Annotated in this window: 13 protein-coding genes and 1 pseudogene; 13 read left to right on the top strand and 1 reads right to left on the bottom strand. The window is 37.8% G+C overall.

Going from position 1 to position 16,295, the window contains the following annotated elements; translation table 11 throughout:
• A complete protein-coding gene (locus ACFX4X_RS10255) occupies positions 1-327 on the bottom strand; it encodes a MerR family transcriptional regulator (protein ID WP_483878233.1) in 327 nt (108 codons plus the stop codon).
• A gap of 205 nt (positions 328-532) precedes the next feature.
• Between ACFX4X_RS10255 and nirB the strand changes: the two genes are divergently transcribed.
• From nirB to ACFX4X_RS10190, 13 genes and pseudogenes are all read left to right on the top strand, one after another.
• Entirely contained in the window at positions 533-2,947 is a 2,415-nt protein-coding gene (gene nirB / locus ACFX4X_RS10250) for a nitrite reductase large subunit NirB (RefSeq protein WP_377383224.1), read from the top strand.
• Between the two features lie 17 nt (positions 2,948-2,964).
• Positions 2,965-3,282: a nitrite reductase small subunit NirD gene (gene nirD / locus ACFX4X_RS10245; protein WP_284470743.1), complete on the top strand. Its 318-nt coding sequence runs from the start codon at positions 2,965-2,967 to the stop codon at positions 3,280-3,282.
• A gap of 206 nt (positions 3,283-3,488) precedes the next feature.
• Positions 3,489-5,105, top strand: coding sequence for a family 14 glycosylhydrolase (locus ACFX4X_RS10240; protein WP_284470744.1), 1,617 nt, complete (start codon positions 3,489-3,491; stop codon positions 5,103-5,105).
• Positions 5,106-5,351: 246 nt separating this feature from the next.
• Positions 5,352-5,777 (top strand): OsmC family protein, encoded by a 426-nt coding sequence (locus tag ACFX4X_RS10235; protein ID WP_377383222.1) that lies wholly within the window; start codon positions 5,352-5,354, stop codon positions 5,775-5,777.
• Between the two features lie 475 nt (positions 5,778-6,252).
• Positions 6,253-6,573: a hypothetical protein gene (locus tag ACFX4X_RS10230; protein ID WP_125160794.1), complete on the top strand. Its 321-nt coding sequence runs from the start codon at positions 6,253-6,255 to the stop codon at positions 6,571-6,573.
• A 306-nt stretch (positions 6,574-6,879) separates the two neighbouring features.
• On the top strand, positions 6,880-7,341 hold the full coding sequence (locus ACFX4X_RS10225; RefSeq protein WP_284470746.1) for a hypothetical protein: 462 nt from the start codon (positions 6,880-6,882) through the stop codon (positions 7,339-7,341).
• A 791-nt stretch (positions 7,342-8,132) separates the two neighbouring features.
• A pseudogene (locus ACFX4X_RS10220) lies at positions 8,133-8,450 on the top strand (ArsR/SmtB family transcription factor); the annotation flags it as partial.
• 93 nt (positions 8,451-8,543) lie between these two features.
• A complete protein-coding gene (locus tag ACFX4X_RS10215; RefSeq protein ID WP_377383294.1) occupies positions 8,544-8,936 on the top strand; it encodes an SRPBCC family protein in 393 nt (130 codons plus the stop codon).
• An 82-nt stretch (positions 8,937-9,018) separates the two neighbouring features.
• On the top strand, positions 9,019-9,612 hold the full coding sequence (locus ACFX4X_RS10210; protein WP_377383219.1) for a YdeI/OmpD-associated family protein: 594 nt from the start codon (positions 9,019-9,021) through the stop codon (positions 9,610-9,612).
• Positions 9,613-10,565: 953 nt separating this feature from the next.
• Positions 10,566-12,575: a transporter substrate-binding domain-containing protein gene (locus ACFX4X_RS10205; protein ID WP_377383217.1), complete on the top strand. Its 2,010-nt coding sequence runs from the start codon at positions 10,566-10,568 to the stop codon at positions 12,573-12,575.
• A 24-nt stretch (positions 12,576-12,599) separates the two neighbouring features.
• Complete coding sequence (locus ACFX4X_RS10200; RefSeq protein WP_377383215.1) at positions 12,600-13,976, top strand: sigma-54-dependent transcriptional regulator; 1,377 nt, start codon at positions 12,600-12,602, stop codon at positions 13,974-13,976.
• Positions 13,977-14,138: 162 nt separating this feature from the next.
• Positions 14,139-15,143, top strand: coding sequence for a TAXI family TRAP transporter solute-binding subunit (locus ACFX4X_RS10195; RefSeq protein WP_284470750.1), 1,005 nt, complete (start codon positions 14,139-14,141; stop codon positions 15,141-15,143).
• A 19-nt stretch (positions 15,144-15,162) separates the two neighbouring features.
• Positions 15,163-16,263: an ABC transporter substrate-binding protein gene (locus ACFX4X_RS10190; protein WP_377383213.1), complete on the top strand. Its 1,101-nt coding sequence runs from the start codon at positions 15,163-15,165 to the stop codon at positions 16,261-16,263.
• Positions 16,264-16,295 lie beyond the last annotated feature (32 nt).

Genomic DNA, 16,295 nt, shown 5'->3' with positions numbered 1-16,295 from the left:
TCAATTACGCATGCCAAAGTGTGCATTTATTTGGCCCTGCAGCATTTTTTTTCGCATTTTTTCCTGTTCAATTTTTCTTTTCTCTTTTAATTTTTCCTGTCTAATTTCATGGGTTTGCACTCCATCCTCTATTTTATCGGCGATTTCCACTAATGCCTTGACGTCGGAAAAAGAGTATTTACGGTTACCACCCTTAGACCTTTCGGGGAAAACGAGTTTTCTTTCTTCATAATACCGGATTTGTCTATCGGATAGTCCGGTTAATTCTCTGACCACTCCTATGGAAATTACCTTTCTATCTATATAAGATTCTTTTTGCTGAACGATGAAAATCACCTCATTTTTGATTTATGCTAGATCAATAAGGATATTATATCCTAATTTTCTGAATATTTGTAATAAAAACTAACATTAATTATTATTTTTTTAAAAACCATGTAAGAATTTATAACACACTGGTGGATATAAAAAGTGACGTCACCTATAATCAATCATATCATCCTTTCAAAAAAACCTTATTGGAGGACAAAACATGGCTAAGCAGAAATTGGCACTCATTGGGAATGGTATGGCTGGAGTAAGATGTATAGAAGAAATTTTGAAAATTCAACCGGAAAGGTTTGAGGTGACTGTCTTCGGAAGTGAGCCGCATCCGAATTATGATCGAATCCAACTATCGAATGTATTGCAAGGGGCTACGACGATAGATGATATTACAATAAATGATTGGAACTGGTACAAAGAGAATAATATTACACTTTTTTCAGGTGAAACAGTCACGAACATCGACACCACTAAGCAAATCATATATTCAGATGCTAATCGCGAAGTCACATATGATCGATTAATTTTAGCTACCGGATCAATCCCATTCATTCTGCCGATAAAGGGGGCTGATAAAAAAGGAGTGACAGCCTTTAGAAATATTGAAGACTGCGAAAAGATGATTGAATATTCAAAAAATAACAAAAAGGCTGCTGTCATTGGTGGAGGATTGCTGGGTCTTGAAGCAGCAAGGGGGCTTTTGAATCTAGGTATGCAGGTAGATGTTATTCACCTTTCGGAATATTTGATGGATAGGCAGTTAGATCCAGCAGCAGGAAAAATGCTGCAAAGGGAACTTGAAAGCCAGGGAATGGATTTTTATCTTGGGAAACAGACTCAGGAGGTTTTAGGTGAAATTGATGTCAAAGGATTACGCTTTAGTGATGGCGAGGAAATTAGCGCCGACTTAGTGGTCATGGCAGTTGGGATTAAACCAAATGTTGCAATGGCCAAAAATTCCGGCATCCCTGTCAATCGGGGAATTATCGTGAATGATTATATGGAGACAAAGATTCCGAATATTTTTGCGGTTGGTGAATGTGCGGAACACCGTGAGATGGTGTATGGTTTGGTCGCTCCCCTATATGAACAGGGCAAAGTATTAGCCAAAAGGATTTGCGGACTGGAAAGCAAAGCTTACGAGGGGTCCGTGCTTTCTACTAAGTTAAAAATATCTGGTGTTGATGTATTTTCGGCTGGAGAAATTTTTGAGGATGAACAAGCCAAATCAATCAAGGAATTTAATGAATGGAATGGTACTTACAAAAAAGTAATGATTCGAAATGGGAAAATTTCTGGTGCGGTATTATTCGGGGATACAAAGGAAAGCAATACCCTATTGAGCATGATCAATAAAAATGCCGACGTTTCTGAGTATTTAAATGTTGGAACAAGTGAACCAAGTGTCAGACTTGTCACTTCGATGTCAAATGAAGAAATCATCTGTGGTTGTAATGGTGTAACGAAAGGTGATATTGTGACGGCTATCGAATCTAACGGTTTAACAAGCATTGAGGAAGTAAAAGGCTGCACAAGTGCTTCGAGATCATGCGGTGGCTGTAAGCCGTTAGTCGGTGATATTCTCGAGCTGACATTAGGCACTGATTTCAGTAAGTCAAACCAGAAGGAATCCATATGTACGTGCACCACTTTATCAAGAGATGAGGTTTGTGCCGAAATACGCGAAAAAAATCTGACACATACTCGTGAAGTCATGAATGTTCTCGGCTGGAATACAAGTGATGGATGCTCTAAATGTAAACCGGCACTGAACTATTACTTAGGCATGATCCATCCTGTTGACTATGAAGATGAAAAAGAATCCCGCTATGTCAATGAAAGGCTACATGCAAATATTCAAAAGGATGGTACATTTTCCGTTGTGCCAAGAATGTATGGCGGCGTCACAAATCCCGATCAATTACGGAAAATAGCAAATGTTGCCGATAAGTATAATGTTAAGTTACTTAAGGTAACAGGCGGTCAAAGAATAGATTTGTTCGGCGTTGAAAAAGAAGACCTTCCAAGCGTATGGGCCGACCTGGATATGCCTTCTGGATATGCGTATGGAAAAACGCTTCGAACTGTGAAAACATGTGTCGGTGAAAACTTTTGCCGTTTTGGCACCCAAGATTCAATCGGTATGGGCATTGCCATGGAGAAGAAATTTGAACGTGTAGGCACACCGCATAAGGTTAAGATGGCTGTGTCGGCATGTCCTCGTAATTGTGCTGAATCCGGTATCAAAGATCTTGGTGTTGTTGGTGTTGACGGTGCATGGGAAATTTATATTGGCGGCAATGGCGGTACCCATTTACGAGCTGCTGAATTATTATGTAAAGTGAAAACAAGTGATGAGGTAATTGAAATTACGGGTGCGTACATCCAACATTATCGAGAGACTGCCAATTATTTAGAAAGAACGTCGGTTTGGGTTGAGCGTGTTGGGTTCGATACCATTAAGGAGATTATTGGTGATAAGCAAAATAGGATGGAGCTTAACCAACGCTTGGGTGAGGCCTTATCCGTATTGCAAGAACCGTGGAAAGAAATCATTGAGAGCAATGCGATCCAAACCGGTTTATTTCAAAAAGTGAAAATTCCGGCTATATTAAATAAATGAATATGGGGGCAGCCTAAATGAGGAAAACACTTCAAAAGATAAAGGTCTCAACCGTAAATGAAATGCCAAAAAACCTGGGGAAAACAGTAACGATAGGATCTCATGAAATTGCTCTTTTTCATTTAGCAAATGGTGAATTCCGGGCTATTGAAAATCGTTGCCCACACAAAGGTGGGGTTCTGGTGGAAGGCATTGTGAGTGGTGATCATGTATTTTGCCCGATGCATGACTGGAAAATCAGTGTCAAGAATGGAGAAGTCCAAAAACCTGATAATGGTTGTGTAAAGACATTCCATGTTGAAATAGAAGATGGTAATGTTTATATAGTTTTATAACCAGCTGCTCTGGATAGTCTCTTAGACTATCCATTTTTTCTTTGTCGATTTTTGAACTAAATTCCTCCGATGAAATAATTGATAAATTTTTCCATAACAAATATAATTCTAGTAAAGGAATGACTAAAAAACAAAAAAATGTAAACGATTTCGGTGGTGAACCGAAATTTAAACAAATAAAGTTATAGGGGAAAGGTTGGCGTTTCATGAACAAATTATCTGTTGGCGTTTTTACCTTTATGCTGTATTTTGTTCCTTTAAGTACTTCACCTGGATTAGCAGAAGTAAAACCAGATTACAAACTTTATGTAATGGCCCCATTGGGTGAAATAACAGATTGGAAGGCATTTGAAGCACAGTTAACTCAGTTGAAGGAAAATGGAGTATATGCAATAACGACAGATATCTGGTGGGGGTTAGTCGAGAGTAAAAAAGATAATCAGTTTGATTGGTCCTATTATAAAAAATATGCGGAAACAGTGAAAGCATCCGGTTTAAAATGGGTGCCCATTTTGTCTACACATCAATGCGGCGGTAATGTGGGGGATGATTGTAACTATCCTATCCCGAGTTGGCTCTGGAATAAAGACACTCTAGATAACATGGCATTCAAGAGTGAAAGTGGTTTCTGGAATAAAGAAGTACTTGCTCCTTGGTGGGAAGGTACAGCCGATCAGTACAACGAATTGTATAAATCCTTTGCAGAGAACTTTGCTGATAAGAAGGACCTAATAGCTAAAATATATCTAAGTGCAGGACCAGCTGGGGAACTAAGATATCCCTCCTATCAAAATGCTGATGGCTGGGATTATCCTGAAAGGGGACAGCTTCAAGTTTATACAGAAGGAGCGAAACGGGATTTCAGGCTTACCTTGAGAGAAAAATATTCAACGATAAAAAAATTAAATGCTGCCTGGGGTGAAACGTATAAAAACTGGAATGAGATTCAGCCACCTGGAAACGGGGATGAATTTTTCACCAAGGGCGGAGCAATCGATACACAATTTGGATACGACTTTATGCAATGGTATCAAGGAGCACTCGAAAAACATCTTGCAAAAATCTCTAAATTTGCCCATAAACATTTTGATAAAGTCTTTGGCGTGCCAATTGGAGCTAAAATCTCAGGGGTCCATTGGAAAATGAATGATCCAGTACTACCGCATTCAGCAGAGTATAGTGCGGGGTACTATAACTACTCCCAATTATTGAATCAATTTAAGAAATCGAATATGGCCCTCACGTTCACCTGTTTGGAAATGGGAGACCAAGACGCACATACTGCACCATCATATAGCGCGCCTAAAACGTTGGTGACACATATTGCCTCTTTAGCTAATGAAAAAGGAATTTCTTTAAACGGAGAAAACGCACTCCCGCTGATCAATAATGAATGGGGCTTTGAAAATATAGCAGAAATGGTTTTTAACCATGGTTTTGAGGGATTTACCTTGCTGAGGCTGTCCTATTTATTCGACGATGAAGGAAATCCCACAAATGAGTTCAGGATGATGAAGGATAAATTGGAAGGCAAGTCGATTCCAGTTACATTCACAGTTGAAAATGTACCTGTCACACAGGGAGTTTACTTAATAGGGGATAGAGGGGAAATCGGCAGATGGAATGTTGAAGATTACGAATATAAACTCACGCAAAACACAGAAGGGAGCTGGAGTGGAACATTCCGTTTAGCAGCAGATCGACTCTATGAATTCAAGTTCGTCATGAAAGATGAAAATGGCAATATTATTTGGCAAAAAGGGGAAAATAATAATTATAAAACACCTTTAAATGGAAAAGGAAACTATAAAACTTCATGGTAGATGGATATATAGGGCTATAGGTTAAATCAGTATGATTAACTGAGCAAGTCTTTTGGAAATAATATTATTGAAAGTTCATCACAAATTAAGGTCAAAATACAATCCTGAAGCCAAGTACTTTTAATATACGTACTGACCGCAATATTGGGGAAATATTATTTTAAGACTTAAATGACCTGTACTTACATTAAATAGACATGTGGCCTATTTAGAACAAAACATCAAGAAAGGGAGGAATTGAATTAAATGAAGTCAAGGATTACATGGACAGGGGAAATGGCCTTTTCTGGCACAACTCCGTCGGGACATGAAATAAAGATGGATGCTGCCGAAGACGTAGGAGGAAAAAATAGTGGAGCAAGACCCACAGAGTTACTTTTGCATTCTCTTGCCGGGTGCACAGGTATTGATATTGTAATGATTTTAAAAAAAATGCGATTTGAAACAAAGGCCTTTCAAATAGAGATAGAAGGGGAACGATCAGAAAACCACCCTAAGCGGTTTACCGATTTTCATATCCACTATTTATTGGAGGGTGATCTGCCTGAAGATAAAGTGATCCGTGCGATTCAACTATCGAAAAATACGTACTGTTCAGTATATCACTCATTAAATGCCAACATAAAAATGAGCTATTCGATAAATGGCGTTAAAGGAAACCAAGAATTATAATGTTAATTTAAGGGCTATCATTTACCAGAAAATCGTTTTTACATTTATCATTTAAGAAAAACAGCCTTCATTTCCTTAAAGAAATGGAGGCTGTTTTTGAGGCTGGAATGAACATCCTGATTAACAGAATGAATCTTGGTGCCAGATTTTCGTAAAGAGGTCAAAAAATATAAATAAAATGTTGCATAAATTCATCTAAAATTTGTGCCCCGCTTGAAAACCGTAGGAAGTATTTCCTCTGAATATTTATGAAAGACGTATTTCTCCAGGCCATTAAATATCTACACAAGTGAAAAAATTCATTCCTAATTTGTATTTCAAAAAAGCTCACCTGCCATTGTCTTGTACCGTTTATTGGTATGGATGGGTTTATTTAGACAGCAAGTAATCAAAATGTAATCGTTTGTCATTGGAATGCCCTTGATGTTAAGAGTTTATCGAGATAAACTTTAAATACGATTGAGGAGTGGTTAAGTTGAAAGAGATAACAATAGACAAATTGGCATTTAAAGATCATTTATCGATGATTGAACAATTTTCATTGAAAGATTTCATGTTTAAGTGGCTCGGTAGCCCCGAAGAAGGATTAGATGATTTACTACCGCTTAAATACACAGATCATGTCTTTGCAAAAATGGAAACAACATTGGAAACAAAAATAAAGATCCACGGTGATGAGACCTTTAGATATGTCACCATTACCGAAGATAATCAAATTGTAATAGGCGGGTTAGACACGAATCAAGAGTTAAAGTTTAGAATTGTGTCCCTGGAGGAGCGTTTGAAAAGCTATTAAAAACTTTTAACATTTCAGACTGAATCATATTTTCAAATAAATAATTAAGGCCGTTCCTGTTTATTTAAGGAATGGTCTTTTTAAGGTATTTTTATTTTTTTTACGTTAAGAGCAGCGTCAATACTATATAAGGTTGTTAACTGTACTCGAAAGTTAAGGAAACCCTTACCTTATGCCAAGTGATCGAGTAATTCTTTAAACTCCCAATATTTTTTGGATTAATTTAACAAAAAATAAACGATTATTGATTTTTCTTAGTGTATTATAAAGTAATGAAGTCGATTAAAACATTTGGGAGGAATTGAAATGAGCCAGACGTTGGCAAGTTCGATAAAAACGCTTTTGAAAGAAACGTTTGAGGGACCTGGAAATGAAGGAAGCTATTATACTGATTCAAAACCGAATACAGGGGTTTTCGGGACACTTGATGGTTTAACAGCAGAAGACGCTTCACGGTTCATAAACGGATCAACCATTGCTGCTCATTCTGACCACATACGGTATTATTTATGGGTGATCCGAACAATGATCAGTGGCACAGACTTTGAAAAAGATTGGGACGCAAGTTGGACCATTACTCATGTTGATGAGGTGAAATGGGCGGAAATCAGGGAGGGATTACAAAAAGAATATGTAACTCTTTTCGCTGAAATCGAAACAATCGATTTAGTAAAATGGCTGACAAATGTAAACGCGACCATTGCCCACTCGGCTTATCATCTTGGAGCGTTAAGGCAAATGTTAAAAAGCCTTGAAATAAAAAAATAATTTAAGATATTGAGGGTTTGTAAAATGATTTCCTCTTCAGGCATTCGCTTGCCGCGGACGGTCCGCCCGCGGCGCTTTTTGCGCCTGTGGGCGGGGTTCTCGTTTTTCCCGCACGAGTCTCGTACCTTTCGTAACCCACAGTCGCTTGCTTTGATGAGGCTTGGCAGCCAGTCGGAGGAAAGGGAGCGGATTCCTGAAAATAAGCTGGAACTTTTTTAGGGTTTGTAAAATCTGATCGTTGATTCCATTATCATATACTTGAATGAAGTCATTATTAATTTCATACTTACGTCGTCCAAAATCTCACGCCGTTATTCTTTTCCACTTCAATTCCTTCAGCCTATCGTTTGCTTATTTTTTCTACGTTCTTGCTCAGCCACATATGAAAGCAGAGTTTTTATAATTGGGCTTCTATTAATTTTCCAGTATCACCCATACCTCTGGATTTCCTACTATCAAATCGCGAATGATCAAGAGCATCCCCTGATATAGAGGCTGGTTAAAATCTTTTGCACTTTGCTTATCAATGAAGATATATCGTTCTTCAATTCCAAGATCACGAAATTTTTTAAACTGCCGTTCTGAATTTTGATCTTTTGCTGAAACACGGGCTTATCCAATTTTCGAAAAAAGCAACCAACAATATTGGTTATTTGTGTAAAAATGTTAATTTAACTAACAGGGAAGTTTAGTTGTAAAAGAATTTAATAAGTTTAAAGCTTAATCTATTGAACAAATAATAAAGAAGGAACCTATAGACTTGATGATAGGAGAATAAAACGAATACCGTGATGGCAATAATAAAATTGACGGGACACCAATTGGTGTCATATAATAAAGACACCAATTGGTGTCCAATTAAAGGGGGGGTGATTTTGAACGAGAAAAATCAAGAGCGTGATATTTATGTAGGCATCGCTGATCCAACAAGACGCAAATTGTTACGTTTGTTGGCGGACGTGGAAGAATTGCCACTCAATGAGTTAACCGTTCATTTTGAAATGGGTCGTACTGCGGTTTCAAAGCATTTGGCAATCCTTAAAGAGGCTGGTCTCGTAATCAGCAGAAAGGTCGGCAGGGAAACGCGTTATCGGCTGAATGCTGCCCCATTGAGAGAAATTGAGGATTGGGTATCGTTTTACAAAAAATTCTGGAGTGAAAGAATATTACTTTTAAACCAAATATTAGAGGAGGAACAAAATATGAGTTTAACAGTATCACAAGATTTTAATTTTAAGAGCCCGATCGAGAAGGTATGGCTCGCCTTAACGGATGCAAATACGCTTGCGAAATGGGTAATGGCTAATGATTTAAAACCTGTCGTCGGACATAAATTTCAGTTTCGGAATGAACAGTGGAATTTAATTATCGATTCCGAAGTTCTTGAAGTGGAGGAGCCTTATAAGTTATCTTACACTTGGGTAGGTGGTGGAATAAACACTACAGTCACATGGACATTAAAGAACGAGGATGGAACAACCTATTTAAATCTTGAACAAACAGGATTCGAAAAAGAAGATCAAGCGTTCAATGGTGCGAAATATGGTTGGGCGAAAATGGGCGAACAACTTAAAAAATTGTTAGAGGCAATGTAGAACCGAACCTCTGAACCTGTTTTTTAGTATTTAGCTAACGTATTGGAAAAAGCAAACTGCTCGGAAAGAGAAGTGTTCCGTGATGACAAATAGTAGAATGAATCCTAAGGTTGATGAATTTTTAAGTAAAGCTAAAAAGTGGCAGGTAGAATATGAGATGTTGAGGAATATCGTTCTTGACTGTGAGCTGACCGAAGAATTTAAATGGATGCATCCTTGTTACACGTTTGAGAAAAAAAACATAGTTTTAATACATGGATTTAAAGAATATTGTGCGCTTTTGTTTCACAAAGGTGCCCTGTTAAAGGATACCCATGGGATTCTAATCCAACAAACGGAGAATGTACAGGGGGCGCGCCAGATTCGGTTCACCAATGTTCAAGAAATAGTTGCAATGGAAACCATCTTGAAAGCCTATATTCATGATGCCATTGAAGTTGAAAAAGCCGGTTTGGAAGTGAATTTTAAAAGTAGTACAGAATTTATGATTCCTGAAGAACTTCAAAATAAATTCGATGAAATCCCTGCCTTGAAAACTGCTTTTGAAGCATTAACCCCGGGACGGCAAAGAGCATACATTCTTTATTTTTCACAACCCAAACAATCCAAAACTCGAGTGTCAAGGGTTGAAAAATATATGCAGCAAATTCTCGATGGAAAGGGATTAAAGGATTAGTATATTCGATGAGAAAATAAATTAATCAAGTCCTAAGATATTACCTTACTTTGCGTTAATTCGAACTCCTTTTTGGTTCGCAGGTAACCACTCAATCATATAAGGGAAAAAACAAAAAGTGATCCGTAGAGTGAAAGCAAACTACCGTGTAACAGTTTTTACGCATTCCACCTAAGAAAAGAAAAATACTGCGCACAAAAGTGTATCCTTTGGCTTTTGCTGAAAAGTACGCTTTTCTTGAACTAACGGGTGCTTATCTTGAATAAGGTTTAAGTAATGATCTTCAACAAAACCACCTAATAAAAATAATGTGTTATTCCATTATAGGGCGCTTATATGGAGTAACAAAAAAGCCCAATTTCTCAATTTTAATACTGAGAAATTGGGCTTTTAATTCTGAAATTTCTATTTAGGAGAATGGCTGACAAATGTAAATGTGATATTGCCCACTTGGCTTATCATCTTGGAGCATTACGGCAAATGTTAATAAGTCGTTAAATTGAAAATACTTTAACATAATTTTGTCAATGTCTGGATGCTTCGAAGGGTCTAATTACAAACCATGATTTTAAAGTAAACTTGGTTATCCTTGATGTTTTTAAGATGAAACCCTCATTAGATTGAAGAAATATGCGACACTCCTGCCGAATAACTGGCTAGAAGAGACCCCACAGACGCTTGCTTTGATGAGGCTTGGCAGACAGTCGGCGGAAAGGGAGCGGATTTCTGAAATTATCTGGATCTTTTTAGCAAACTGGCTCTTCTTCTACTTTAATTTTGCTAAACACCTTAGCTAGGTTAGGACAGGATAAAATTCAGAAACACACCATTTTGTAGGTAATTGTTGGATTGTGTCAGATTATACTAAGAATCTTTTACATTTTAAAGGGTTCAAGTCCTAATTGGAGAAGTATTATTATCAGGATGTTTTTTAGCCGAGGATTAGTGACTGCATGAATATCGACATAAAAGGAGGGTTCTTAATTAAAAAGCGGCTGTTTAAACTATGTATATTTTGTTTTGTATTCTTTGTTCAAACATTATGGTCTCCCGCTATTTTTGCTGAACAAAGAACTTTTAAAATTGCTGGAGAAAGTGCCCTTCCTCCATTTTCATTTGAAAATGAAGCTGGTGGGCTGACAGGGATCAATATTGATTTAATGGAGGAAATAGCAAAATATAATGGGGTTGATTTCGAATATATTCCGATGGGGATGCAAGAAGCGGAAAAAGCCTTAATGAACGGAACAATTGATGCAATTGTTGGAAGTACCTATAATACTAAAAAAGATAATCAACTTGATTTCACTCAATCTTATTTTACCATGTCCCAATCAATTATCATCCCTAGTAAAAAGAAACAGGATATTCATACGTTAACGGATTTACGTGATTCACATGTTGTCCTTGACTATAACACACCTGTAATCAGTACATTTCTCAATATGAGGAATACAAACTTAACGACCGTTTCAAATCAATACTCGGGCATTTTAACATTATTGAACAATCGTGCAGATGTGTTCATTGGAAACAAATGGACTGCAGACTTCTATTTGAAAAAGTTCCGCCAGGAAAAAAATTACATCATTCTCGATGAAGTCATTGAACCCGCGGATTATACGATTGCAGTAAAAAAAGGGAATCAAACGCTTCTTTTCATGATGGACAATACACTCACAGAACTTAAAGCGAACCGAAATATCAACGGGATAATTGATAAATGGATCATGCCACAGTCCAATCAAAAAATTGCCAGGTTGGAGCAATTCATATTTTGGCTAATCATAATCTTAACTGTAGTAGCACTTTCCCTTCTAGTTATATACATATGGAATCAAAAGCTGAAAAAATCCGTTCATAACCAGACGTTGAAATTACATTTATTAAATAAGGATTTAGAGAAACAACGGCAAAACATCGCTAATGGTAAAGCGTTCAAAGAACAAATCTTAAACAATATCAATACTGGCATCATAACATTCGATCTCGATTTCATGATTACCAGCTGCAATGCAAAGGCATCGGACATTCTAAACATTTCCAAGGAAATGATTCTGAATTTTTCGAATCATTCGCAATTAATGGGAAATTTCGAAGCTTCCCATCAAGAACAAAATAAGAAAAATCGTACGGGTTCTTTTCGGATCTTGGTAATAAACGAAGAAAATGAACAGAAGGTCATTTCATATTCGATGCATAAGATGTTCAATTCTGAAGAAATACAAACTGGATACTTACTTTCCATGAATGATGAGACGGAAAAGAAAACATTGGAGAAAAAATTGGTCACACAAGAAAAACTGCACGCTCTTGGCCAACTAGTTGCAGGTGTCGCACATGAAATCAGGAATCCTTTAACATCGATTAAAGCATTCATTGATTTACTACCGAGTAAATATGATAATCCTCAATTCCGACAAGTTCTAATGGAACACTTGCCTACTGAAGTAAACCGGCTGAATGCGATTGTTACCGATTTAATTGAATATGCTCGTCCGCGACCGCCAAATATTACCAATTGCCACGCTAATGACCTTATATCATTACTTGCTTTTCATAAGGTGACAATGGAAAAAAAACAAATAAATTTCGAGCAAACGATTGAGGAGGACCTTATTTTTTATATAGATTTACAACAAATTCAACAGGTACTTCTTAACTTGGTGTTGAATTCGATTCATGCCGTTGAAGAAACAAAGGAAAAGACCATTAAAATCACCATTGATAAAGAAAACGAAAAAACAGGGCGGATTGCCATATCCGATACAGGAAAGGGGATGAAACAGGAGGAACTGAACCATATTTTCGAGCCTTTTTTCACAAATAAAGAAAAGGGTGTCGGTTTGGGACTTACGTTATCGTATAGGTTAATTAAAGAAAATAACGGAGATATCCATGTGAAAAGTTATCCTAATTCAGGAACGAAATTCACGATTTTACTACCTTTATATATCGAATAAAAGCCTGGAATGAGGAGGAGTAATATGAAAATGCATGTATTGGTGATTGACGATGAACCTGCTATTTGCACCGCTCTTAGCTTTGCATTGGAAGATTCTTATCAAGTCGTGACAACTACGGACCCGGATGAGGGTCTTCGGAAGATCGACAATCAGCCTTTTGATATTGTGTTACTTGATTTGAGAATAGGAAATAAAAGTGGACTTGATGTCCTACAGAAAATTAAACAAATAGCACCTAATGTAACAGTCATCATGATGACTGCCTATTCATCTATTGAAACTTCCATCGATGCCATAAAAAAAGGGGCCTACTACTATATTGAAAAGCCCATTAATATAGAAGAACTTTCTTTGCTCTTGATGAGGGCAGCCGAATTCAAACAGATGTCCAATCAATTGGAGACATTACACGAAGAATTAGAGATGCAAAAGGGATTTGGGAACTTCCTTGGTAATAGCAAAGCGATGCAGCGTATTTTTTCAATGATCGAAAGAGTGAAAGATATTGATTCAAGTGTTCTTATCACAGGTGAAAGTGGAACTGGAAAAGAGCTTGTAGCCCGAAACATCCATACTCTGGGAAGAAGGAAAAACAAACCCATGCAGATTGTCAATTGTGCTGCAATTCCTGAGATGCTGCTGGAATCTGAATTGTTCGGTTATGAAAAAGGCGCTTTTTCCGGTGCAACTCAGAGGAAGGAAGGGAAATTCGTTGCTGCTAATGAAGGCATCCTTTTTCTGGATGAGATTAGTGAAATGCCCCTTCCTCTTCAAGTCAAATTATTACGGGTGTTGCAGGAACGAGAGGTGACGCCTCTAGGTTCCAATACAAAAATATCCCTGGATGTCCGTATTATAAGTGCAGCCAATAAAAACCTGGAGCAAATGGTAATGGAAGGTAAATTTAGGGAGGATTTGTATTTCAGGTTAAATGTCATTCCCATTTCGATGCCGCCGTTAAGGGATAGAAAAGAAGATTTACCCATCCTTATGGATTATTTTATAAAAAAGCACTCTACCGATATGAACCGGGAAGACAAGGCTTTCTCGGCAACCGCACGTCGGATTTTGCTGGATTATCATTACCCAGGGAATGTCCGTGAGCTTGGTAATATTATAGAATATGCTGTTGCCCTATCAAACTCGAAAAGAATGGAAGATACCGACTTGCCACAATATGTTCAAGAACAGAAGTTCATTCTCCAGCCGAATGGCATTGACGATGATTTTAACAGTTTCAGAATCCCGATTGGCATATCCATGAAAGAAATAGAGGAAAAAGTCATAACGGCCACTCTTCAATATTGTAAAAACCATCGACAAAAAACAGCCCAAATCCTAAAGATTTCTGAAAGAAGCCTTCGTGATAAAATCAAGCTCATTTCAAAAGAAGAATAAAAGGCTAATAGTCTAAACCGGCATTTTTTTCTGGGTACCCGGCAAAAAATGCCGGTTTATGATGGTGAATCATGCTCTAAATCGGCAAATTTTGCGTTTTAGAGCAATTAATCGACTTGGCATAGTACTTGCATCTATATTCATTAAGAAAGGAGGGCCACTATGAAAAATGGAGCACTCTTTATAAAAGTCGCTGTGTTATTTTGTTTCATGGCAGGATGTTCTTTTATGAATGAGCAGCAGGAAATTTCAAAACCTGCTACCTTGATCCAGAGGCAATTAGTTTCTGAAGGACAGGATTTAAAAAATAGGCTCCTAATCATTGCAACCGGAGATATGTCAGGGGTTTATTATTCATTAGGACAAAGATTGTCAAACATGTTTGAAAAATATAATGGAGCTGTGTCAGGAACCCAGGTAACCCATGCTTCCATCGAAAATACTGAATTGGTTAGCCGTCATCGCGCAGAAATTGGTTTTACCTCAGTAGATGTACTTGATTTGCCTGAAACGGATAAATCCAAGTTAAGAGCTTTAACGGCCCTATATTCCAACTATGTTCAAATTGTTACAACGAAACAAAATGATATTGATTCCTTGGAAGATTTAGTTGGTAAACGCATTAGTGTTGGTACGACCGGAAGCGGTACAAGGCTTATGGCAGAACGAATCCTATTAGAAACGGATTTACCGCTTGATCAATTGAATTTATCCTATCTATCTTTTTCTCAATCTGCGGAAGCCTTGCAAAATGGTACCATTGATGCCGCTTTCTTTTCTTCGGGAATTCCGAATAATGAAATCGCTTTCATATCCAGGCAAACGGAACTCTCCTTCATTCCAATTCCGGAAGATATTATTGAACACCTTCAGGAACAATATGGTGTTTATACTGCCAATGAAATTCCTAGTGATACATATAAGGGAATGAAAAAAAGTGTCCAAACGATTTCTATTAAAAATGTTTTGGTAACCTATGATGAAATGTCTGACCAGCATGCTTACAATCTGGTGAAAACACTATATGAACATCTGCCTGAGCTGCAGCATACACATCCGGCCGCTTCTGATATTTCAATAGAGGAAGCAACCAAACAAGTTCCACTCGATTTTCATTCAGGAGCCATGAAATATTTTAGCGAACAAGGAATTATTGAAAATCAATGAAAAATGGGAGGTAATGAATATGAAGAAAATATTAAGTCTTTTATTGATAATCGCATTGATCGCTCTTGCAGGGTGTGGTAATCCAACTCCGCAAAAGCCAGGAGAATCGGTACAAACGGGTGCAGGTAAAAATGGAGAGAAAAAAATAACGATAGCAGGGAATGGCGGAGTCATCGAAAGTGCCATCCGAGATGTGATCGCTCCAAAGTTCAAAGAAAAAACGGGAATCACCGTAAATTACATTTCCGGTTTATCTGGTGAAATCCTTTCTAAAGTGGAATTACAGAAGAACGCTCCGCAAATAGATGTTGCCCTGTTTGTACCGGTTGATGTAATTCGCGCTAAGGAGAAGGAACTGATCGTACCAATTAATGAGTCCAATGTTCCCAATATGAAATCGGTGGATCCACGTTTCATTCCGGTTGAAAAGGCGGCCGCGCCAGCATTCGGTTTAGTCATTGCACCAGCTTATAATACGGAAACCTTTAAAAAGAAAGGGTTAAAATCAATTGAATCATGGAATGATCTTGTCTCACCTGATTACGAGGGTAAAACGGCATTTTCAGATATTACGAATGACTGGGGTTTCAATACACTTAATGGACTGGCGATGTCAAACGGCGGCAGTACGGAAGACATGGAACCAGGTCTTGAAAAGGCAAAAGATCTTGCAGCGTATTCCAATACATTTTATAAAAACTCAACGCAAATGATGCCAGCCATACAACAGGGAGCTGCTGACGTAACGGTCATGGGAAGTTATTCCATAGGTGAACTAGCCGTTTCAGGTATTCCCATCAAGATGGCCGTGCCTAAAGAAGGTGTACCGCTTCAAGCTTTCAGCGCTGGTCTAGTGAAAAATACGCCTAATAGCAAAGAAGCCCTTGAATTCATCAACTATGTAATCAGTGAAGAAGCGCAAGCATTAATTTCCGAAAAAGGATTTTATCCGACGGTAGAAGGCATGAAAATTCCAGAGAAGTTCGAAGAGTCAATCGGACTTAAAGAAAGTGATAAAACATTCAAACCAGATTTCGCCAAGTTTGCCGAAATCCGTGCCGAGGTGTCAGATAGATGGGCGAAAGAGGTTACTCCTGAATTAGGCAAAAAACTCAAATAAAAAGGAGCGTGTTGATTACATGGAAGTATTAA

The organism is Peribacillus sp. YIM B13481, assembly GCF_042787985.1.
Taxonomy (GTDB): Bacteria; Bacillota; Bacilli; order Bacillales; family DSM-1321; genus Peribacillus; species Peribacillus simplex_A.
Note: the sequence above shows the minus strand (reverse complement) of the source record. Positions and strands in the feature narration are given on the sequence as shown.

Excerpts from the sequence above, each read along its gene's own strand:
- nirB (WP_377383224.1), top strand. The coding sequence starts at position 533 with ATGGCTAAGCAGAAATTGGCACTCATTGGGAATGGTATGGCTGGAGTA.
- ACFX4X_RS10205 (WP_377383217.1), top strand. The coding sequence starts at position 10,566 with ATGAATATCGACATAAAAGGAGGGTTCTTAATTAAAAAGCGGCTGTTT.
- nirD (WP_284470743.1), top strand. The coding sequence starts at position 2,965 with ATGAGGAAAACACTTCAAAAGATAAAGGTCTCAACCGTAAATGAAATG.
- ACFX4X_RS10225 (WP_284470746.1), top strand. The coding sequence starts at position 6,880 with ATGAGCCAGACGTTGGCAAGTTCGATAAAAACGCTTTTGAAAGAAACG.
- ACFX4X_RS10195 (WP_284470750.1), top strand. The coding sequence starts at position 14,139 with ATGAAAAATGGAGCACTCTTTATAAAAGTCGCTGTGTTATTTTGTTTC.
- ACFX4X_RS10190 (WP_377383213.1), top strand. The coding sequence starts at position 15,163 with ATGAAGAAAATATTAAGTCTTTTATTGATAATCGCATTGATCGCTCTT.
- ACFX4X_RS10200 (WP_377383215.1), top strand. The coding sequence starts at position 12,600 with ATGAAAATGCATGTATTGGTGATTGACGATGAACCTGCTATTTGCACC.
- ACFX4X_RS10240 (WP_284470744.1), top strand. The coding sequence starts at position 3,489 with ATGAACAAATTATCTGTTGGCGTTTTTACCTTTATGCTGTATTTTGTT.
- ACFX4X_RS10235 (WP_377383222.1), top strand. The coding sequence starts at position 5,352 with ATGAAGTCAAGGATTACATGGACAGGGGAAATGGCCTTTTCTGGCACA.
- ACFX4X_RS10210 (WP_377383219.1), top strand. The coding sequence starts at position 9,019 with ATGACAAATAGTAGAATGAATCCTAAGGTTGATGAATTTTTAAGTAAA.
- ACFX4X_RS10215 (WP_377383294.1), top strand. The coding sequence starts at position 8,544 with ATGAGTTTAACAGTATCACAAGATTTTAATTTTAAGAGCCCGATCGAG.